16 protein-coding genes and 1 pseudogene are annotated in these 19,678 nt (G+C 69.1%); 8 read left to right on the top strand and 9 right to left on the bottom strand.

The window, feature by feature from the left end; genetic code table 11:
- Nucleotides 1-59 precede the first annotated feature (59 nt).
- Nucleotides 60-1,196, top strand: coding sequence for an ABC transporter substrate-binding protein (locus EDD92_RS01710; RefSeq protein WP_260326278.1), 1,137 nt, complete (start codon nucleotides 60-62; stop codon nucleotides 1,194-1,196).
- Nucleotides 1,197-1,401: 205 nt separating this feature from the next.
- Here EDD92_RS01710 and hisD read toward each other — a convergent pair whose 3' ends face one another.
- Both hisD and EDD92_RS01695 read right to left on the bottom strand, forming a co-directional pair.
- Nucleotides 1,402-2,703, bottom strand: a complete 1,302-nt coding sequence (gene hisD, locus EDD92_RS01700) for a histidinol dehydrogenase (protein ID WP_123962526.1) — start codon at nucleotides 2,701-2,703, stop codon at nucleotides 1,402-1,404.
- A gap of 28 nt (nucleotides 2,704-2,731) precedes the next feature.
- Nucleotides 2,732-2,920, bottom strand: a pseudogene (locus EDD92_RS01695) (oxidoreductase); the annotation flags it as partial.
- A gap of 106 nt (nucleotides 2,921-3,026) precedes the next feature.
- On the opposite strand from EDD92_RS01695, the gene EDD92_RS01690 reads away from it, so the two are divergent.
- Nucleotides 3,027-3,719: a haloacid dehalogenase type II gene (locus EDD92_RS01690; protein ID WP_123962525.1), complete on the top strand. Its 693-nt coding sequence runs from the start codon at nucleotides 3,027-3,029 to the stop codon at nucleotides 3,717-3,719.
- A 184-nt stretch (nucleotides 3,720-3,903) separates the two neighbouring features.
- Here EDD92_RS01690 and EDD92_RS01685 read toward each other — a convergent pair whose 3' ends face one another.
- A complete protein-coding gene (locus EDD92_RS01685) occupies nucleotides 3,904-4,755 on the bottom strand; it encodes a helix-turn-helix transcriptional regulator (protein ID WP_123962524.1) in 852 nt (283 codons plus the stop codon).
- 85 nt (nucleotides 4,756-4,840) lie between these two features.
- On the opposite strand from EDD92_RS01685, the gene EDD92_RS01680 reads away from it, so the two are divergent.
- Nucleotides 4,841-5,632 carry an SDR family NAD(P)-dependent oxidoreductase gene (locus EDD92_RS01680; protein WP_123962523.1) on the top strand — a complete coding sequence of 264 codons (792 nt, stop codon included), beginning with the start codon at nucleotides 4,841-4,843 and terminating at the stop codon, nucleotides 5,630-5,632.
- A 1,102-nt stretch (nucleotides 5,633-6,734) separates the two neighbouring features.
- On the opposite strand, the gene EDD92_RS01675 is transcribed toward EDD92_RS01680, so the two are convergent.
- Together EDD92_RS01675 and EDD92_RS50780 are read right to left on the bottom strand one after the other, a co-directional pair.
- Entirely contained in the window at nucleotides 6,735-7,379 is a 645-nt protein-coding gene (locus EDD92_RS01675) for a hypothetical protein (protein ID WP_123962522.1), read from the bottom strand.
- 427 nt (nucleotides 7,380-7,806) lie between these two features.
- A complete protein-coding gene (locus EDD92_RS50780) occupies nucleotides 7,807-8,064 on the bottom strand; it encodes a hypothetical protein (RefSeq protein ID WP_260326277.1) in 258 nt (85 codons plus the stop codon).
- Between the two features lie 172 nt (nucleotides 8,065-8,236).
- Here EDD92_RS50780 and EDD92_RS01655 point away from each other — a divergent pair, with 172 nt between their 5' ends.
- Genes EDD92_RS01655 through EDD92_RS01645 form a run of 3 tightly spaced genes read left to right on the top strand, consistent with a single transcriptional unit; the run spans nucleotide 8,237 to nucleotide 9,386 of the window.
- The gene (locus EDD92_RS01655; protein WP_123962521.1) at nucleotides 8,237-8,821 is read left to right on the top strand and encodes a transcriptional regulator; all 585 of its coding nucleotides are present in this window, start codon (nucleotides 8,237-8,239) and stop codon (nucleotides 8,819-8,821) included.
- A gap of 14 nt (nucleotides 8,822-8,835) precedes the next feature.
- Nucleotides 8,836-9,024: a hypothetical protein gene (locus EDD92_RS01650; RefSeq protein ID WP_123962520.1), complete on the top strand. Its 189-nt coding sequence runs from the start codon at nucleotides 8,836-8,838 to the stop codon at nucleotides 9,022-9,024.
- An 8-nt stretch (nucleotides 9,025-9,032) separates the two neighbouring features.
- A complete protein-coding gene (locus EDD92_RS01645) occupies nucleotides 9,033-9,386 on the top strand; it encodes a hypothetical protein (RefSeq protein WP_123962519.1) in 354 nt (117 codons plus the stop codon).
- Here the strand turns inward: EDD92_RS01645 and EDD92_RS01640 are convergent.
- The 4 genes from EDD92_RS01640 to EDD92_RS01620 all read right to left on the bottom strand — a co-directional run bounded on the left by EDD92_RS01640 (nucleotide 9,367) and on the right by EDD92_RS01620 (nucleotide 14,620).
- The gene (locus tag EDD92_RS01640; protein WP_123962518.1) at nucleotides 9,367-10,104 is read right to left on the bottom strand and encodes an alpha/beta hydrolase; all 738 of its coding nucleotides are present in this window, start codon (nucleotides 10,102-10,104) and stop codon (nucleotides 9,367-9,369) included. The two genes, EDD92_RS01645 and EDD92_RS01640, sit on opposite strands and share 20 nt — an antisense overlap.
- Nucleotides 10,105-10,705: 601 nt before the next feature.
- Nucleotides 10,706-11,029, bottom strand: coding sequence for a beta-galactosidase trimerization domain-containing protein (locus EDD92_RS50775; RefSeq protein WP_260326276.1), 324 nt, complete (start codon nucleotides 11,027-11,029; stop codon nucleotides 10,706-10,708).
- A gap of 410 nt (nucleotides 11,030-11,439) precedes the next feature.
- A complete protein-coding gene (locus EDD92_RS01625) occupies nucleotides 11,440-12,159 on the bottom strand; it encodes a GH12 family glycosyl hydrolase domain-containing protein (RefSeq protein WP_123962517.1) in 720 nt (239 codons plus the stop codon).
- A 136-nt stretch (nucleotides 12,160-12,295) separates the two neighbouring features.
- A complete protein-coding gene (locus tag EDD92_RS01620; RefSeq protein WP_399185360.1) occupies nucleotides 12,296-14,620 on the bottom strand; it encodes a sialidase family protein in 2,325 nt (774 codons plus the stop codon).
- A gap of 462 nt (nucleotides 14,621-15,082) precedes the next feature.
- Here EDD92_RS01620 and EDD92_RS01615 point away from each other — a divergent pair, with 462 nt between their 5' ends.
- A complete protein-coding gene (locus EDD92_RS01615) occupies nucleotides 15,083-18,058 on the top strand; it encodes a glycoside hydrolase family 3 protein (RefSeq protein ID WP_123962515.1) in 2,976 nt (991 codons plus the stop codon).
- A gap of 128 nt (nucleotides 18,059-18,186) precedes the next feature.
- Complete coding sequence (locus EDD92_RS01610; RefSeq protein WP_123962514.1) at nucleotides 18,187-19,569, top strand: condensation domain-containing protein; 1,383 nt, start codon at nucleotides 18,187-18,189, stop codon at nucleotides 19,567-19,569.
- Nucleotides 19,570-19,678 lie beyond the last annotated feature (109 nt).

The following is a 19,678-nucleotide window of genomic DNA, read 5'->3' as shown; positions in this document are numbered from 1 at the left end:
AAACAGATTGGACTATCGTCGACCCAGATGTTTGAGAGCTCAAACTCTTGGGAGATGTCATGAGGATCACCAGGAAGGCCGGGGCCGCGCTGGTGGCGGCCGTCGTGGCGATGGGGGCAGGCGCGAGCTACGCCGTCGCCGATGCGAGCACGAAGGCAACGGCCGGCGCGTCGGGCGAGCAGGCGAAGTTGCAGGCGCTCTACCGCCAGGCCGAGGCCGATGGCGGCGAAGTGACCGTCTACATGGGCGGCGACAAGCCGGGACAGTGGGATTTCATCGCCAAGGCGTTCGCCGCGCAGTTCCCCGGCGTCAAAATCCATCTGGTCACCGATCTGAGCAAGATCCACGACGCTCGGATCGACAACCAGATCGCCACCCACGACCAAGTGGCTGACGTGGCCGTGCTGCAGACCGTGCAGGACTTCGACCGCTGGAAGAGCGCCGGCCAGTTGCTGAAGTACCGGCCCATCGGCTCCGGCGAGGTCTTCGACAACGCCAAGGACCCGCAGGGCTACTGGACCGGCGTGTTCTACGGCGCTTTCGCCGACATGGTGAACACCAAGGCGGCCGGGTCGGATCCGTCGGCGTTCACCGCGGCCGATCTACTGAAGCCGGAGTTCAAGAAGAAGCTGATCTTCACGTACCCGAACGATGACGACGCCGTCCTTTACGACTTCAAGCTGACCGTCGACAAGTACGGTTGGACCTGGCTGCGTTCCCTGGTCGCACAGAACCCCGCGTTCGTGCGCGGCACGCCGTTCTCGGCCGGACCCGTGGCGGCTGGGGACTACCTGGCGACGCTCGGCACGGCGGGCGATCCGACGCCGAACGCGACCATGATCTTCCCGGCGAACGACCCGTTCAACAGCTGGGTGCAGCACGGTGCGATCTTCAAGAACGCTCCGCACAAGGCCGCCGCGAAGCTGTTCCTGAGCTGGCTGACGTCGCGGACCGCCCAGCAACAGCTGATCGCTCCGTGGACCTGGTCGGTGCGCAAGGACGTCGCCCCACCGGCCGGGCTGCGGCCGCTGGCCACGTATCACCAGACCGATGTGGCCGGGTTTGAGGCGTTCATGAGCGACCGGGACGCGGTGGAGCGGTTCCGCTCGCAGGTGCAGCTCCACGTCGGCCAGGTCGTCGGTCCGGACCCGGCCGACCCGACCAACACCCTCGGCTTGACTCCCGGCAAGTTCTGACCGGACCCGGTTCCGGGTGGGCGCCGACCACAGGGCTGGCGCCCATCGCCGTAGCGGGCCCACGTAGAGTGAACTCTTCAGCCGCCGGGGTAGCAGCTCGGCGCCGATCAGGACCACCCGGGCCCGGCCGCCGCCAGGGCGAGTGCGAAGGCCCGCCCCAGCGGCCCTCCGCCACCTGTGACCAGCGCCGTACGGCCGTCGAGACTCATGCCGTGTTCCAGGCAAGCTCGTCGCCCGCCACCTTCGCGGCCCGGACGTCACCGGAGCGCGCGTGCCCCTCGAACAGCTCCACCCGCGCGGCCCGCCCGCACAGCCGGCCGAGCAGGGTCTGCGCGTCGGTGTTGGTGACCTCCTGGTACGTGACCGTCTTCAGGTACTTACCGACCCACAGGCCGCCGGTGTAGCGGGCCGCGCCACGCGTCGGCAGGACGTGGTTGGTACCGATCACCTTGTCGCCGAAAGACACGCAGGTGCCCTCGCCGAGGAACAGAGCACCGTACTGCGTCATGCGCTCCAGCGCGAGCCTCGGCTCGGCGGTGAGTACCTCCACGTGCTCGAACGCGAACTCGTTGGCGAGCGCGTACAGTTCGTCGACCGAGTCGACGACGTGCACCTGGCCGTGATCCCGCCAGGCGGGCTCGGCGAAGTCCCGGGTGGGCATGGTCGGCAGCAGCCGCTCCACCTCGGCGATGGTCCGCTCGGCGACCTCGCGGGATGTCGTGATGAGCACGGCGGGCGAGTCCGGGCCGTGTTCGGCCTGGGAGAGCAGGTCAACGGCGCATACGAAGGGGTCGGCGTGCTCGTCTGCCAGCACCAGGATCTCGGTGGGACCGGCGAACAGGTCGATGCCGATCTCGCCGAACAACTGCCGCTTGGGCTCGGCGACATACGCGTTGCCGGGGCCGGCGATCAGGTTGACCGGCTCCATGGTGTCCGTGCCGACGGCCATCGCGGCCACCGCTTGGACGCCGCCCAGCAGCCAGATCTCGTCCGCGCCCGCCAGGTGCATGGCGGCGACGGTGGCGGCCGGGATCTCGCCGCGGATCGGGGGCGTACAGGCGACGACCCGGGGCACGCCGGCCACCTTGGCGGTGACGATGGTCATGTAGGCGGAGGCGGTGAGCGGGTAGCGGCCACCGGGGACGTAGGCGCCCGCGGCCTGCACCGGGATGTGCTTCTGGCCGAGCCAGACGCCCGGCAGGGTCTCCACCTCGAACTCCCGCAGCGAGTCCAGCTGGTGGCGGGCGAAGGTGCGAACCTGCTCCTGGACGAAGCAGATGTCGTCGATGACCTGCTGCGGCACCGACGCGACGATCTTCTCGACCTCCTCCTCGCTCAGCCGGAAGGAACCGGGGCTCCACTTGTCGAACTTCTCGGAGTACTCACGCACGGCCTTGTCGCCGCGCTCGCGGATGTCCGCGATGACGCCGGCAACGGTCTCGCGGACCTGCCCGAGGGAGGCGGTCACCTCGGCCTTGGGGACGGCGTGCTTCAGGATCTCTGCCACAACTACGGCCTTTCTCGGAAGAGTCGGATCACACGGGCGGTGCTTCGAAAAACACGTCGGGGTCGTTGAACTGCTCCTTGGCGACCGACTCGCTCATCGGGTCGGCGGTGCCCCACTGGTCCTGGGTGACCGGGTCGTCGACGTCGTGCCGGCCCGGGTGCCACAGGTCCTCTTCGAGGACGGCGAGCTCGGTGGTGTACTCCACGGTGTTGCCGTGCGCGGCACCGTCGGCGATAGCCTCGTCACCATCTTGACTGGTGACGATATTCGGGGCAAGGTCTTTCCCTGCTGAGCTGTTGACACCAGCACGAACAGGGGACCGGATGGCCGGGATCTGCGACATCGAAGTTGTCGTCTTCGACGTCCTCGGAACAATGGTCGACGAAACCAGCGGGCTTCGAGCGGCAATTCGCGAGGCCGTGCCTGCGTCCGACGACGCGTCTGCCGACGAGCTGCTCACCTCGTGGCAGCAGCATGTAGAGCTTGAGCAGCAACGCATCGCGCAAGGGCTTCGTGCGTACGCCAACACCGAGATCATCGATGGAGAGGCGGCTCAACAGGTGGTCGACCAGGCCGGACTCGCCGATCCGGCGACCGTCGCCCGGCTGGCCACAGCGGGTCAGCGCCTGCCTCCCTGGGGCGACTCTGCCGCCGGACTCGAACGGATGGCGAAGCAATTCCCCGTGCTCGGGCTCTCCAACGCCGGCCGCACCGCCCTGCTGCGCCTCAACGCACATGCCGGGCTGCGCTGGCACCAAGCACTCTCCAGTGAAGCCGTCCTGGCCTACAAGCCGGCGCCTGAGGTCTACCAGCTCGCCATCGACACCGCCGGATGTCCACCAGAACGCGTGCTCATGGTGGCCGCCCACGCCTGGGATCTTCGCGGAGCTCAGGCGGCGGGGATGCAGACAGCCTACGTTCAGCGACCGGTCGGGGACCCGCCGACGAGTTCCGATGTCTTCGAACTGCGGTGCAGCGGACTGGACGAACTGGCCACCGCACTGACGGCGAGGTAGGCGGGCAGGTGTTGTCGGTGTCCTGGAGAGGGCGGCGAGCCCGGCTGTCTTGGGCGGCCATCCCGCTCTCGTCCTGTTGATGCGTATGTGGACTCGGCGACCTCCCTGCAATACAACCCGAAACGCCGACTGGATCAGGAAGCCGTCCTGTCGGCGTTGGTGTTCGCGGTGGCCGGCTGTGGTGCTACGGCAGGTAGTGACTGGCCTGTGATCCCAGGACGTTCAGCAGGGCGAGGGCGTCGGCGCCGGGGGAGCCCGGCGGTGCGGTGAAGAGCACGAGGTACTGGTCGCGGTCGGTGAGGGTGAGCGTGTCGCAGTCGACCGTGACCTCTCCGACGGCCGGGTGGCGGAACGTCTTGGTGAGCATCGGCGCAGCCTGTACGTCGTGTCGTTCCCAGAGCCGGGCGAAATCGGGGCTGATGTCGTGGAGTTCGCCGACGAGGCCGGTCACCGCGGGATCGGCCGGGTAACGGGCGAGGGTGGTGCGGAGCTGCCTCACGACGCTCAGCCGGAAGTCGGCGGCGTCGGAGATCCCGTAGAGCGTCGTATCGGCGTGCTGCGGTCCGGGGAAGACTCGGCGGGCGAGGTTGCGGTCCTTGGGGGACAGCGGGGCGAAGTCCTCCATGAGCGCGGCCGCGAGGTCGTTCCAGGCGAGGACCTCGCACGCGGCGGACAGCACGAAGCCGGCCGTCTGCGGCAGCCGTTCCAGGAGCGCGAGGATGCTGGGGCGGACGTCGCGCCGGTGCAGTCCGGTGCGGTTCGGCGCGGTGCCCGCGAGGACGTGGAGGTGGTCGGACTCGGCGTCGGTGAGCCGCAACGCGCCCGCGATCGCGGCCAGGACGTCGCCCGAGGGGCGTGGCGCCCTGCCCTGCTCGAGTCGGATGTAGTACTCGGTGGACATGTGTGCGAGGACCGCCACCTCCTCGCGACGCAGACCTGGTGTGCGGCGCCGCGGTCCGGAGGGAAGGCCGACGTCCTGCGGGCGGAGCCGCTCGCGGCGGCTGCGGAGGAACGCCCCGAGCTCCTGCTTGTCCATACGCCCAGTGTGCCCGCAGCCCGGCGGCGGATCCTGGTACAGGCTGTGCCTGTATCCGGCCGGCAACCGGCCAAAGGCTGTTGCCATGACGAACCACACGAACACCAGCGACAGCGCACCCGTCGGCCTGCTCGCCGGCAAAGTCATCTTCATCACCGGCGCCAGCCGCGGCATCGGGGCGGCCGCGGCCCGGCTCTTCGCGGCAGAGGGCGCCGCCGTCGTGCTCGCCGCCCGCAGCACCGACGCCCTCGAGGCCGTCGTCAAGGAGATACGCGCCGACGGCGGCGTCGCCGACGCCGTCACCATGGACCTCGCCGACAGTGCGAGCATCCGCGCGGCGGTGGACCGCGTCGAGGAGTTGCACGGACAGCTCGACGGCGCATTCAACAACGGGGCGGTGATCCAGCAGCCCGGCCCCGTCGACACCACCACCGATGAGGACATCGACCAGCAGTTCACCGTGAACTTCCGCGCGCACTGGACCGCCATGAACGCCGAGGTCGCACTCATGCGACAGGGCGGCGGCGGGGCCATCGTCAACACCTCCAGCATCGGCAGCCGCCGCGCCAACCCCGCCCTGCCCGCCTACGGGGCGATGAAGCGCGCGCTCAACAGCCTCACCGAGACCGCCGCGGTCGACTTGGCCCCCGCCAACATCCGGGTCAACGGCATCACCCCCGGCGGCACCGCCACCGAAATGATCGACGAATGGGAAGCGGCGACTCCCGGCATCATCGAGGGGATGAGCGCGAGGATCCCGCTGGGGCGGATGGGCGAACCCCGGGAGATCGCCGAGGCAGCCGCCTGGCTGCTCAGCGACCGCGCCTCGTATGTGACCGGCGCGATCGTCCCGGTGGACGGCGGCGCCGGCGCCTGACAAGAGGCCGTCCGGCCTCCGGGCCGCCCCCTTCACCACCCTGCACAGGAACGGCGACGGCATTCCGATCATGGGCGATGTGACCGGTGTTCCTGCGGGGTGGCCCGAGGGCCGGACTGGGGGCTGAGCCATCAGTGAGGTCACCGCGCGGCGGCGACCTCCGCTTCCTCGTGGATCAGGCCGGTGAAGAGTGTCAGAAGGTCTTGGACAGACAGCCGCGCATCCGCCGAGTGCGGCCAAGGGGTCGATGTTGACGGTGTCTTGGTTGCGCCGCTCGGCCGGCTCCGCCAGATGGTGCCTGAACGGCGTGATCTCGACCGGATTCCACTGACTGGGCAGGCGGAACAGCTCAGGGCCTTGTCCGGCGGATCATGGTCGGGGTGTGGCAGGCCATACCCCAAGTGGATGGCGGACCGCAGTGACCGGGTGAGTGCCGGTGCGAAATGGTCGTCCGCATGACAACCACGTCACGACCCACCGGCACCCACGGACGACTGTCACGATCCGCAGGTATCCCTGGTCGCGCAGTTGCTGTGCTCGTCGCTCTTGCCGTGGCCCTCGTCCCGGCTTTCGTCTACGCCCCCGGCCCGTTGGCGGGGAGCATGTCCGGTGGAGGTTTCGGCGACCAGCGTCACCTCAACGACAGCCTCTCCGCGTCGTTCGTCGGCTACTGGAGTTCCGGTGACCTCAACTTTTCCCCGGGCTTGGAGAGGGTTGTTGATTACTGGCGCCATTGCCACCTGGTCAAGGCCGTGATCGCTGCGACCCTGTTGGGGGTGCTGACAGCGCTCGGCGTTCTGCTCTGGAAAGCCTTTCTGCGGGCCGACGGGCTCGGAGCGGGACGTAGGGCCGCTCTCAAGACGGCATGTCGCGACGACCCAGGCTTTCCCGACGCCCGCCGGCGTCAGCCACGAGGCTGTGCAGGCCGTGCCGGGCCGAGATGAGTCCTGCGCGCTGCCCTGCTTGGCGGCCGGACTGTTTTCCCTGTAGCAGCGCGGGCCCAAGGTCTGGGTCACTCACACAAGTTGGACCAGCGCCGCATTGTCATCGACAAAGCCATGCGGTTGCTCCACCGCCGGGAGAGGCCGAAGGGTAACTGTGCTTACTCAGGCTTAGCCTCATCCTGCTGCTGAGATTCGGTCGGGGAAGGTGGCGTGGGCTGGGAGGTATCGGGGGCGATGTAGTAGACGGAGCTGCCCTGCTTGGTGCGCTGGGCCTGGCCCTTGGCGACGAGGTTTTCGAGGGTGGTGCGCACCACGGTGTTCTTGATGCCGCGGTCGGGGTGGGCCCGGTCGAGGGCGGCGGCGACTTCGGCGGTGGAGCGCGGTTCGCTCTGCCCGGCGAGGTGTTGGCGGATCAGTTCGACCAGGGAGGGCTGTGTCGTTGTCGTAGCCGCGGCCGGGGCCTTGGTGGTCGCCTTACGTGCTCGTGTGCGGCTGGACGAGGTGGGGTTTTTCGTGGCCCGGGCGGTGCTACCCGGGGTCGTGGCGGATTTTTTGCGGGGAACGGGCACGGTGGCTTTTTCGGGTGCGGCGGCAGAACTGTCGGGGCGGAGAGTGATGCCGAGTGCCTGCTGCATGTTCATCAGGACGGTGTGATCGTGCTGCAGGGTGGCCAACTGCTCCTGCAGCGCGGCGATTTCTCCGCTGACGCGTTCCTGCTCTTTGAGGTTGCGCTCGAGGTCACTGGTGACCTGGGCGGCGTATTGCGAGGTCAGTTCCGTGGAAGCGGTCGTGTTCTCGGACATGATGCCGACCTTTCGTTGAGGTCGCCGCCGAAACGGGCCTACGGAAAATAGGGCTTGGCGTGTAGTGATAGTACGGACAGCGGGAGCAGATTGTTCCGCAGAGCAACCGCCTATCTGTGGGCCTGACTGATCGTTTGAGAAGGCTGTTGCCTCGATTTTCCTGCTCTCGGCTCATCTCGCCATGACGACCTCGACCTACGCGAGAGTGCTCACGGTCGCGCTCGACTCCGCATCGGCTACGAGATTCGCGCCGATCAAGAGGAAGGCCGATGTGGCCGGTACGGGTCAGCGCGCCGGCAGTCAGGAGCAGCGTGAGGGTGGGGATGAAGGCGCCGAGCAGAGGGATCGACTCGGCCGGGACGGCCGCAGCCACCACCATGTAGGCCGAGGTCGCGGGGGAGGTGGCTGAGGAGGTCGGACAGCGCGTTCACCGCCGCGCCCCGGCGGAGGGTGGCATGGGCTGATCCCCGGCGACGAGGGGGCCTTGGAGTTCCAGATACCGGGCCATGATGCGCTCGACCTCTACCGGACTGAAGTCGGTCAGCGGCAGCCCGGAGACGATCACGTCGTACCGCTCATCGGTGCCCGGCTCCTCGATGAGGACTTGATGCACCTTCACCTGCGCGAGCCCGTCGGCCGCGCCCCGGTGCGCGTCGACGCCTGACCGTCGCAGAGATCGTGGCACTCGGTCGCGCGCCTTACCGCGGGCTGCTCGGCCGTGGCGGACCCGAGGACCCGCGGAGGCGTGCCGGACGCCGACGACCGCTGCGGCGGCCTGTGTGACACAGAGCCACTCCAGAGCATTCGATGCAAAGATTTCATTGCAAGCATTCCTTTGCATCGCTATCTTTGTAGGCATGAACGAGCCCCGGGACTCGCCCGTCCGCAATCTCGATGCCCGATCCCTGCGCGGGCTCGCACACCCGCTGCGCATGCAGCTGCTGGACGCTCTGCGCTTCGGCGGCCCGGCCACAGCGTCTCAACTCGCCGAAAAGTTGGGCGAGTCAAGCGGTGCGACCAGCTATCACCTGCGACAGCTCGCCGTTCACGGCTTCATTGAGGACGCCCCCGAACGCGGCAAGGGCAGGGAACGGTGGTGGAAGGCGGTCCACAAGGGCCTGCGTTTCGACGATGCACTGCTCACGGATGCCAGCCCGGACGTACGCGGGGCCGCCGACATGTACCTCCACGAGGTCGCCACCTCCCAGACCCGGGACCTGTCGACCTGGCTCGGCAACCGCCAGGCATGGCCGGAGGAATGGAACCGCACCTGGGACATGAGCAGTGCGACACTGCGGCTGACGCCCGAACTGACCCGGGAACTCGTCGAGAAGATGCACGCGCTCGTCGACGCCTACCGCGAGCGGGCCGTCGACGAGGACGACGCCGACACCGCCCAAGTACGCATCCAGACGCGTGCGTTTCCCCTCACCACGGACTGAAAGGCAACAGCCCGATGCGCCCCGAGACCCATCTCGTCCTGCACCACGCCTGCGCCGCCGAACTCCGCGCCGAAGCCGACGTGTACCGTCTCGCCGCACAGGCCCGGCATCCCCGGGACCTCCGTATCCGTCTCGGCTGGGCCCTCGTGGAACTCGGCCTGCGGATGGCCGCCGCCCCCAAGGCGGCAGCCGCCATTCCCTAGCGCCGTTCGTGACCGTCGCGGTCAGTGAGGCTGGAGCCGTACTCGGCCCGGGCGACGTGCCGGATGGTGGCGACGAGCAGGCCGACCGGCGCCTTCTGCTCAGGCTGATCGGGACGGTTGGTTTTGTCGACGAGAGCCGACAGCAGCACCTGGACACGAGCTTGGGCAGCACGCGAAGCACCGCAGAAATCGAACAGTTCATGGCTTCGGGCTGCCGCGGGCCTCTGCCGAGTTGGCAGGGGCCCGCGGCACGAACAGCAGAGGAGCGCTGGGACCTGCCCTCGACGAGCAGCATCCTGGCCAACCTGGCCTACCGTCTGCTGATGGCCTGGCGGCCCGGCCTCACTTCAGGTGCCGGGTGAAGAACTGGGCCGCGGTGTCCCCCGCGAACTGCGGAACGCCGGTGTGCCCGCCCATGTTGGCGTGCAGGGACTTCTCCTTGGAGCCGAAGGCGTCGAACAGGTCAAGGGCCGCCTGCCGGTCGTTTCCTTCGTCGTCCCACTGCAGCAGGACGTGCAGCGGAATGGTGACCTGGCGGGCTTCCTCGACCACGGCGCGAGGCACGAAACTCCCGGCGAAGAGACCGGCGGCCACGATGCGCGGCTCGACTGCCGCCAGCCGGATCCCGATGGAGATCACTCCGCCCGAGTACCCGACCGGGCCGCCGATCCCGGGTAGCGACAGGAGGGCGTCCAGGGCGGCCTGCCATTCCGGGACCGCCTTGTCGACGAGCGGGAGGATGAGGGCGTCGATGATCTCGTCGCTGACCGGCTCGCCGGCTTCCCTGGCCCGGCGCAGGTCGGCGCGGGCCTGCTCGGCGGCGGCCCAACGGGGTCGGTCACCGCTCCCGGGGAGCTCGATGGTGGCCGCGGCGAAGCCGTCTGCCGCGGCCTGCCGGGCCCGCGCCACCAGTCGGGGGTACATCCTGCGCAGTCCGAGCGGGGGAGAGCCGAGCAGGATCAGCGGCGTCGGTGCGGATGCGGAGGCGGGCGTCCACAGGATGCCGGGGATCTCGCCGAGGGTGAATTCGCGTTCGAGGACGTCGTCGAGGCGCTGTCGGGACGTGAAGTGAAGGGCCATGATCGTGCCTTTCGGGAGAGCTGTTGAACGGCACTCCCGGACGACCTATCGCCCGACCGTGACCCCGGAGGAGAGCACCCATGTCGATACGTTCACGGGTACCACCTCCTCGTTCTCTCGCACGGTCTCCGCGAAAGTAGCAGGGCCGCCGTGGTCTGCCAAACGGTTTCTTGCGCGGGCTCCGCGGCCGGATGCCAAGGAGCCGGAAGACAACGCAGAGCCCCTGGGGCCCAATCGCGGAGCACGGGCACGCCCTCCGGTGACCGGTAGGTCACCTCCGCAGCCAACCCCGTCTCCGGGGCGTGGAGTTGGATGTTCGGCGTGTGCCAGTCGCCGTCGCTGATCGCGTGGTGGGGCCCGGTGACGAAGGCGCCCGCCGAGACGGGTGTCGACGAGACGGCTGCCCGACCAGCTGCGGCCGTGCCCCGCGGCCGCCACCCTCCACCAGGGGCAGGGACGCAGCGGGGGATCTCTCCGCCTCGCCAGTAGTCCGAAGTGGGGCAGGCGCGGGCTGCCGTTGTCATCGAGGACGATGCCGAGCTGGAGGGCCTCATGCCCCCATGGACAGTCTGCTGTCCCTTGGCCATGGTGGCCTTCCAGGTCAGGGCTTGCGCAGCACCGCGCAGGCACCGGGCGGCACTTCGTGTGCGACGGCACCGGTGAGCAGGTCGCAGGCGGGATCCGGCAGATGCAGGGTGTCGGTGCGGTGGTTGATCAGGACGTGCCAGCGGCGGCCGTCGGGCGCGCGCCGGGTGACGGCTTCGGCACCGGGCGGCAGACCTGGCAGTTCGGGCTCGATGCCGGCCTCCTCGAGCAGCCGGCGGACCAGGGCGCCGTCGTCGGTCTCCTCAAGGCGGGTCGAGAGGTACCAGTCCTGCCCGGTGCCGTAGCGGTGCCGGGTCAGTGCGGGGCTGTCCGTGAGCATGCCGTGGGTGTAGGCGGCGAGCCTCGCGCACGGACTCGCTCCAGACGGTTCCGTGCGACCCGTCCGACAGGGCGATCCGCTCCTCCCGCCGCAGCGGCCGGTACTCCTCGACGCGGATGCCCAGTGCCTCGCGCAGCGGCCCGGCCGGGGTAGCCGCCCAGCCGGGCGTGCAGGCGCACGTCGACGAAGACACTCGCGTGCTGGACGATCAGCGTCCCGCCCCCCTCGACGTAACGGCGCAGGTTCTCGGCGCCCGCGTCGGACATCAGGAAGTGGGGTCATGACGGTGCCTCCCTGCGGAGAGTCGGGCGCTGCTTCCGGGCCGCCCGACCCCCCCGTACGGAGAGCCGGGCGGCGCTTTTGGGCGGAGGGCGGCCGGTCACCGGTCCGCCCTTCGGTTTGCCGCGGCGTCAGAAGCCCGCGACGCCCCAGGAGCTTGCGGTGTAGTTGCCCGGCCCGAACTCCCAGCCGGCCATGATGCTGTTGAGGTACTGGTCGTTGGTGTAGTAGCCCCTGTTGATGCCCCAGTTGAAGAACGGGGTGAGGCTTCCGGACCACCAGCCGGACCTGCTCGTGTCCAGGTAGCTGATGGTGTGGCTGACACCGTCCGGCCAGTTGTACTCGTAGATGTTCCAGGTGCGGCCGCCGAGGCTGACGTTGGTCGCGGTCGGGATCGCGTTGCCGCTTGCGTCATAGGCGTTGGCCAGAGGTTTGGTGTTGGACCAGTTGAGCCAGATCATCAGCTCGTTGTGGGAGTTGCGGTTGGTGGGCGCGGCGGTCTGGTCGATGAAGATGTCGTACGTGGCGTCGTAGTACGAACCGGAGTTCGGGTATGCCGACTGACTGAACCACGTCGTGTTGTTGGGACTGATGGCGCTGAGCTTCTTGGGGAGCGTGGTCACCGGGGACGTATAGCCCCAGTCCTTGCCGTCGACCATGGCGACGAAGCCGGTGCCGGTCGAGGAGTTCACACCCCACGAGGCGTCGTTGCTGTACCAGGTCGAGGCGTTGCCGCCGGTCGCGTAGTGCTTGAACCAGTACGTCGATGACGCTGCCACTGCCGAGTTCGGCAGGGTGAAGACGAGAGCCAGAGCCGCGAGAAGCGCGGCCCAGCCGATACGGAATTTCATCAGCCCTCCTGAATGTGCGCTGAGTGGGGGGATCACACAGGAGAGGAGAAGTCGGTCGTCCTGCCCTGGCGGCAGGGCTACGTCGGTCTCCCCTTCGGGACGGCAGAGACGGAGAGCGGTCACCGGAAGTCAGACCTCACTTGGGGTCGCCGTACATGACTCCGCGTCCGTTGGTCCCGAAGTAGACGCGGCCGTAGACCCGGGGGTCTCCGGTCAGAGTGTTGCCGGTCCAGGCGTACTGGTGGCGGTCGTCGTTGATGCGCGTCCAGGTCCGGCCCGTGTCGTCGAACCGGAAGATGCCGCGCACACCGCGGATCTTGGAACTGGTGTACACGGCGGGGTACTTGGCGCCGGGCGCGGCCTTCCCGAAACCGACGACGTCGCCTTCGTCCACCGCCTCGACCCTGGTGAAGGATGTTCCGGAGTCGGTCGACCGCCATAGCCCGTACGGTGTGGGGGTGGTGGGCTTGGTGGTGCCGCCGGCCAGCCAGATGTCGCCCTCGTGGCCCGGGACCGGCTTGAACCGGACGTTCCCCGCGGTGGGCAGACCGCTCGCCGCCGTCGCCGTGAAGCTCTTGCCGCCGTCCGTGCTGAGGTAGAAGACGCCGGAGTCGTAGCCGTAGAACTTCGCCGGGTTCACCCGGTCCGAGCGCACGGGGGCCCCGGCCGGGAGCCCCTTCGAAGCAGTCCAGGTGGCACCGTGGTCGTCGGACCAGCTGACCGGCGCGCCGGCCGGTGACCAGACGATGCGTCTGCCGTCGGCGCTGATGGCGACGGCCTGGTCGTCGCCCCCGGCCCCGGTGACGCCCGACGGCTCGCTGCCCGAGGGTCTCCAGGTGGCGCCGCTGTCGGTGGAGATGGCGAAGTGCTGGGTCCAGCCGCTGGTGGGGTTGCCGACCCGCACGATGGTGTGCGGTGCCAGCTCCGCGAAGTCCAGGGCCGGGGTGGCGCCGAAGGTCGGGTTGTCGTACATCTTCGTCGCCTTGTGCAGATCCGTGTGCCGGAAGCCGCCGACATCGCCGACGCCGGAGAAGAGGTGCGCCGGGCCGACGGGCGGGCTGATCACGCAGCCGATCGAGCACTCCTCCAGGCCCTGGGCCCGCACGGACAGGTGAACCGTGCCGCCGCTGTCCCAGTCGGTCAGGTTGTTGGCGCCGTAGATCGTCGCGCCGGTTCCGTACATGAAGTGGTCGGAGTCGAAGGGGTCGATCTGGACGGACTCCATCATCCAGCCCAGCTTGGGGGTCATCTCGGGAAGCGACGGGGAGGCGTTCCAGGTCAGCCAGGGGGCGGCCGAGATGTCCATGTCGTAACGCAGGGTGCGCTGGGGACGCGTGCCCCAGTCCCACGCGCGGGTCCAGCTCGCGCCGCCGTCGGTGGAGCGGAAGAGGATGCAGTCGGGGGACCAGTTGACCTGGGTGGACACCATCAAGGTGGTGGGGTTCTGCCGGTCGATGGTCAGGCCGCTGTAACCGTAGGTGTCGTCGGCGCTGGTGGACGGGACCGGGCTGATGCGGGTCCAGGTGTCGGTGGCGGTGTCCAGCTTCCACACGTCGCCCTTGGAGCCGTCGTAGGGGCCCGCGGTGTTGCTGGTCGCCAGGTACAGGTGGCCGCCGACGTGGTCGAAGACCGCGTGGTGCGGGATGAAGCCGGTGGGCTGTCCGGGGACGCGTTCCCAGGTCGCTCCGGCGTCGGTGGACCGGTACAGGATGTTGTCGGTGTCGGCCACGGTGACGTAGAGGGTCCGGGTGGCCCTGCCCGCTCTGCCGGTGCGCTTGTCGAAGACGACTTGCAGCACGCCCAGGTTGTCGCCGTTGTAGCCATTGGGGTCGCTGGGGTCGGGGACGAAGTTGCCCGCGTTGGGGAAGCCGGTCACCTTCGAGAAGGTCCTGCCGTGGTCGGTGCTGCGCCACAGCCCGTGGCCCCCGCGCACTCCCAGGTAGAGGATCCTGTTGCGGTTGGGGTCGATCACCAGCCGCTCGCCGATGCCCCGGCCGGGCATGTTGCCGCCCAGCCGGAACGGCAGGGGAGTGGTCTTCCATGTGCGGCCGCGGTCGGTCGAGCGCAGGATCGCCGCCATGCTTGGGTCCCAGTCGGGAAGGGTGTAGGTGCCCGCCGCCAGGTAGACGCGGTCGGGGTCTACTTCGTCGGTGGCGATGCTGATGATGCCGGTGTGTCCGTACTCGTCCCAGCCGATCCAGTCGGTGAGGGGGAGCCACCGCCGGGACGCCGTGTCGAGGCGGTAGGCGCCGCCGATGTCGGTACGGGCGTACACGAGTCCGGGTTCGCGCTGGTTGAAGACGATGCCGTGGACGAAGCCGCCGCCGACTATCTCGGCGTTGCGGAAGGTGTAGGGCGTGCGTCGGACCGTACCGGCCGCGCGGGCGGACGCGGTGGAGGGGGCGAGCAGAGGGAGGGCGGCCGCGGCCGCGCCGGCGGCCAGCAGTCCTCGGCGGTTCATCTCGATGCTCATGTCGGTGCGGCCCTTCGTTTGCGTGGATCCGACCGGCGGGCGGATCGACCCCGAGTCGTCCGGCCTGAGGTCGGGAAGGCGGGAGGAATCCGAGTCGATGCGCTTCGACGTTTCGGTGACACTAAGGCCGTGTTTCCAGACACGACAACGGGCCGTTCAGGTCACTTTTCGGTAACAGGCGCGGTCGGGAGTGGCGGTGCGCCCCACTCTTCACGCGACTTCGTTCCTGGTGAGCTGCACTCTACGAACTCTCGAAGAGGGGTGCCGCCGCTGGAACAACGGCTTGAGATGGCTGGGTGAACTGTGATTGACACATGACTCAACGTCATGTCAACGTCGAAGCGCTTCGACAACACGACGGGCGATCGTGGAATGCCACACACCGCCCGGGCCGCAGTCGCCCACGCCTCCCGCGCCTTCCCCTTCGACCTCCTGCAAGGGACATCTCAGGTGAGTACCGCTGCCACGGCCCCCGAGCCGCCCACCACCGACCTGCCGTTCCGTGACCCCGCGCTCCCCCTTGCACGGCGAGTCGACGATCTGATCTCCCGGCTGACGCTCGACGAGCGCATCGAGCTGCTCTACCAGTACTCACCAGGAGTCCCCCGTCTCGGACTGGCCTCCTTCAAGACCGGCACCGAAGGGCTGCACGGCGTGTCCTGGCTGGGGCCGGCCACCGTGTTCCCGCAGGCGGTAGGTCTGGGCGCCACCTGGGACGAGGAACTGCTGCACGAGGTCGCCACGGCCGTCGGCACCGAGGCCCGCGCCTTCCACGAGCGCCCTTCCGGTGACGGCTACCCGCACAGCCTGCAGATCTGGGCCCCCGTGGTGAACCTGCTGCGCGATCCCCGCTGGGGCCGCAACGAGGAGGGATACGCGGAGGATCCGCTGCTCACCGGCCGGCTCTCCGTCAGCTACTGCCGCGGGCTGGCCGGGGACCACCCGGTCCATCTGCGGACGGCACCCCTCCTCAAGCACTTCCTCGCCTACAACAACGAGGACGAGCGCGACCTCACCTCCTCCGTGGTGCCGCCCAGGGTGCTGCACGAATACGACCTCGCCGCCTTCCGCCCGGCCATCGAGTCCGGCGCCGCCACCGGCGTCATGCCGGCCTACAACCTCATCAACGGCCGCCCCTGCCATGTCAGTCCACTGCTGGAGACCGAGGTACGGCGCTGGGCCCAGACCACCGGCCACGAGCTCTTCGTCTGCAGCGATGCCGGAGCCGTGACCAACCTCACCGAATCGGAGCACTACTTCGACGACCACCCCACCTCGCACGCGGCCGCGGTACGCGCCGGCGTCGACAACATCACCGAACAGCGCGAGGACGGCAGCATCACCCTCGGCAGACTCCGCACGGCGGTCGACCGCGGGCTGCTCACCGAGGCCGACATCGACCGCGCCGCGCGACGCCACCTGTCGATCCGCTTCCGCCTCGGCGAGTTCGATCCGGACCTCGACCCCTACGCCGGCATCCGCGACGACGTCGTGGACAGCCCCGAACACCGTGCGCTCGCCCTGCGTGCCGCAACCGAGTCGGTGGTGCTGCTGAAGAACGACGGCGCACTGCCGCTCTCAACGGCACCCGGCCGGCGCGTGGCGCTCGTCGGCCCACTGGCGGACACCCTCTTCGAGGACTGGTACAGCGGCACCATGCCGTACCGCATCACGGTCGCCACCGGCCTGGAGACGGCGCTCAAGGAGGGCGGCGCCGAACTGGTCTGTGCGGAGGGAGTGGACCGGATCACGCTGCGAGCCGCCTCCACCGGAGGCCTCCTGCGCGTCCCGGCGTTCGACCCCGGCGGGCCGATGGTGGCCGGCGCCTCCACCGACGAGCAGGAGTGCGGCGACAGCGCCTGCCACGACCTGTTCGACTGGGGCGAAGGCGTACTGACCCTCCGCAACGCGCGCACGGAGCGCTACGTCACCCTCAAGGACGGCGACCTCACTCTCGCCGCCGACCAGACGCAGCCGAACGGCTGGTTCGTCCACGAGACCTTCCGGCTGGAACTTCAGCCGGACGGCACGGAACTGCTGCGCAACATCAGCAACGGCCGATACGCCGCCCTGGACCCCGCCACCGGCCGGGTCACCCTCTGCGCCGAAGCCCCCGAGAAGGCGGAACGCTGGACCCGAACGGCCGTCAGGGACGGAATCGCCGAAGCCGTCGCGGCCGCCGCCTCGGCGGACGTCGCCGTGGTCGTCCTCGGAAACGACCCGCACATCAACGGCCGTGAGACCGAGGACCGTTCGGGCATCTCGCTGCCCCCCGCGCAGGAAGCCCTGTTGCGCGCCGTCGCCACCGAGCGCCCCGAGGCGGTGCTGGTCGTGATGAGCAGCTACCCGTACGCCGTCGACTGGGCCGACAAGCACCTGCCCGCCGTGGTGTGGACCTCCCACGGCGGGCAGGAGACAGGCCGAGCACTCGCCGCGATCCTGCTCGGCGAGGCCGAACCCTCCGGACGGCTCCCGCAGACCTGGTACCGCGGCGACGACCCGCTGCCCGGCCGCCTCGACTACGACATCATCAGTGCCGGCTGGACGTACCAGTACCACGACGCCGCACCGCTGTACCCCTTCGGGCACGGCCTGACCTACACCACCTTCAGCCACTCCCAACTCCGGCTGTCCGCCCGGGAAGCAGCACAGGACGACACCCTGACCGTGAGCGTCGAGCTCACCAACACCGGAACCCGCCCGGGCACCGAGACCGTGCAGCTCTACACCCGCGCGGTCGCCGCCCGCCACCGCGCGCCCAGGCGCAGACTGACGGACTTCCGCAAGGTCTCCCTCGCCCCTGGTGAACGGCGGCGGCTGGAGTTCGACATGCCGGTCGCGGCCTTGGCTCACTGGTCCGTGTCAGCCGGCGCCTTCGCCGTGGACCCGGGACGGTACGAGATCCAGATCGGGCACTCGTCCGAAGCCATCGCGCTGACAGCGCCCCTCACCGTGACAGGGCCGGCCCTCCCCGCCCGCAGCCTCAGCGGTGGACGCCTGGAGGCCGTCGACTTCGACGAGTGCGTGGGCGGCACGCTCGTCGACGCCACCCGGGAAAAGGGGGAGGCGGTCACGCCGGCAACCGGTCATATCCACTGCGGACTGCGCTACCGCTCGGTCGACCTGGGCGGCACGCCAGACGGACCGCGCGTCATCACGGCCGAGGTGTCCCGCGCGACGGAGGAGGACGCGACCGTCGAGATCTACGCCGACGGCGGCCCCGGTACCGGCACCTTGCTCGCCGTCCTCGACGTCCCCGCCGGCACCCACGGCCGCTACGACTGGCGCACGGTCAGCGCCCCGATGCCCGCGGAGGTGACCGGGGTGCACGATCTGCATCTCGTTCTGCGGGGCGGTGTCCACTTGGCCGCGATCGCCGGCGGGACGCGTCCACTGCCCCCGCGTTCCCAGCTTCCCGAGCATTGACGCACCTGGTCCGCGCGGATCTATCCTCTGCCTGAAGATGGGCGCCCGCGCTCCGGCCGAGTCGTCGTACCGCCGCACGGCGTGGAGGATCGGGGGCCTCCACGTACCGGAGGAGGGCCGGGGCGGGTATGCGACAGATCGCACGCCATGATGTCGTCTTCGCCGCCGGCACCGCCGGAGAGCATGAACTGACCTGGTCGCAGAAGGCCCATGAACGCGAAGGATGCCACCCCCATCTCCACGGCCCCCGCAACAGGAACGTACGGATGGGGCGGGCACTCGACGGCCGACCGGACATGGCCGCGGTGCTGCATGCCTTCGCCGCCGTGATGGCCCACTTCGAGGCGCTGCGCACGCTGTATCCACGGGAAGCGGACGGGCACCTGCGCGCGGTCGTCGTGGCCTCCGGGGTGCTCCAGGTCGACGAGTACGCCTCCGACGCCCGGGCGACGTCCGACGAGTTGAGCGCCTTCACCCTTCGGCTGGCCGAGCCCGGATTCGCCCCGGACGACCTGCCGCTACGGGCCGCTGTCATCACCGTGGACGGCAGACCCATTCACATCGTGCTGTCATTGCACCACTTCTCGGCGGACACGACGGCCGCCCGGATCGTGGCCGAACACATAGCCCGACTGGCCGCCGATCCGGGCGCCGACCTCGGCTCGGGGTGGCAGCCGCGGCAGATCGCCAGCTTCGAAGGCAGTCCCTCGGGGCTGCGGCACGCCCATCGTGTCGACACCCATGACCGGGCCATGCTCCGGCAGTCCGTCATGCCCGAACTCCAGACGCCGGCGAGCCACAGGGACACCGTCTACAACTTCGTATGCCTCGACTCGGCGGCGGTCGCGCTCGCGGCAGCCCGTCTTGCGAAGCAGTACCGGACATCCGTGGCCGCCGTCCTGCAAGCCGCATACGCGTGCGCGCTCGCCGAGCTCCTCTCCATCGGCACCTGCGTGTTCAACACCGTGATGGCCAACCGGCAGACCGCCTTCGCCCGCGAGGCGGTGGCCCATGTCGCCGGCAGGGCCCTCGTCCCGGTCGACACGTCCCTGGGCAGCGACCGGTTCCCGGCGCTGTGCCGGGCCGTCGACGCGGCACTCGCCAGATCCTCCTCCGTCAGCCTGCGAGAGCCCGACCGCTACGCCAGATCCCTGGACGAGGTCTCCGCCGAACTGGGCCGCTCCGCCCACAACCCGTACATGGTCAACGTCCGCCCCATAGCGCCCGGCACGCTGATCCGGGCTCGCGCACTCAGGGCACAGCAGGACCTCGAGCGAGCCATGGCATCCAGCCGTTACCGACGATTCCCCAAACCCGTCGACACGTACTCGGGAAAGCTCTGCTTCGATGTGTGGGGTATGTCCGAGACGGCCGGAATCAGTCTCGGGACGGATGCGACGTCGTTCGACGCGACGGATCTCGAACAGGTACTCCTCTCCTTCGAGAGGCGGCTGGTCGGCGCCGCGATCGGCGGTCACGCCGCACAGAGCGGCTCCTTCGCCGGCGCGTAGAGATGCGGCGGGGTGCGGATGGTGGATATCGAGATCCGGCTCCATCTGGAGGAACCAGGTCGGGTCGGGGGGTATCTCGGGGGGACAGAGGAGGTGGATCCACCTGCCC

The organism is Streptomyces sp. TLI_185, assembly GCF_003814765.1.
Taxonomy (GTDB): domain Bacteria; phylum Actinomycetota; class Actinomycetes; order Streptomycetales; family Streptomycetaceae; genus Streptomyces.
This window is presented reverse-complemented; position numbering and strand designations above follow the sequence as displayed.

Coding starts and splice junctions, on each gene's coding strand:
- EDD92_RS50775 (WP_260326276.1), bottom strand. CDS start 11,029: ATGCTCACGGACAGCCCCGCACTGACCCGGCACCGCTACGGCACCGGG.
- EDD92_RS01690 (WP_123962525.1), top strand. CDS start 3,027: ATGGCCGGGATCTGCGACATCGAAGTTGTCGTCTTCGACGTCCTCGGA.
- EDD92_RS01650 (WP_123962520.1), top strand. CDS start 8,836: ATGCGCCCCGAGACCCATCTCGTCCTGCACCACGCCTGCGCCGCCGAA.
- EDD92_RS01685 (WP_123962524.1), bottom strand. CDS start 4,755: ATGGACAAGCAGGAGCTCGGGGCGTTCCTCCGCAGCCGCCGCGAGCGG.
- EDD92_RS01640 (WP_123962518.1), bottom strand. CDS start 10,104: ATGGCCCTTCACTTCACGTCCCGACAGCGCCTCGACGACGTCCTCGAA.
- EDD92_RS01655 (WP_123962521.1), top strand. CDS start 8,237: ATGAACGAGCCCCGGGACTCGCCCGTCCGCAATCTCGATGCCCGATCC.
- EDD92_RS01710 (WP_260326278.1), top strand. CDS start 60: ATGAGGATCACCAGGAAGGCCGGGGCCGCGCTGGTGGCGGCCGTCGTG.
- EDD92_RS01680 (WP_123962523.1), top strand. CDS start 4,841: ATGACGAACCACACGAACACCAGCGACAGCGCACCCGTCGGCCTGCTC.
- EDD92_RS01610 (WP_123962514.1), top strand. CDS start 18,187: ATGCGACAGATCGCACGCCATGATGTCGTCTTCGCCGCCGGCACCGCC.
- EDD92_RS01625 (WP_123962517.1), bottom strand. CDS start 12,159: ATGAAATTCCGTATCGGCTGGGCCGCGCTTCTCGCGGCTCTGGCTCTC.
- EDD92_RS01620 (WP_399185360.1), bottom strand. CDS start 14,620: ATGAACCGCCGAGGACTGCTGGCCGCCGGCGCGGCCGCGGCCGCCCTC.
- EDD92_RS01675 (WP_123962522.1), bottom strand. CDS start 7,379: ATGTCCGAGAACACGACCGCTTCCACGGAACTGACCTCGCAATACGCC.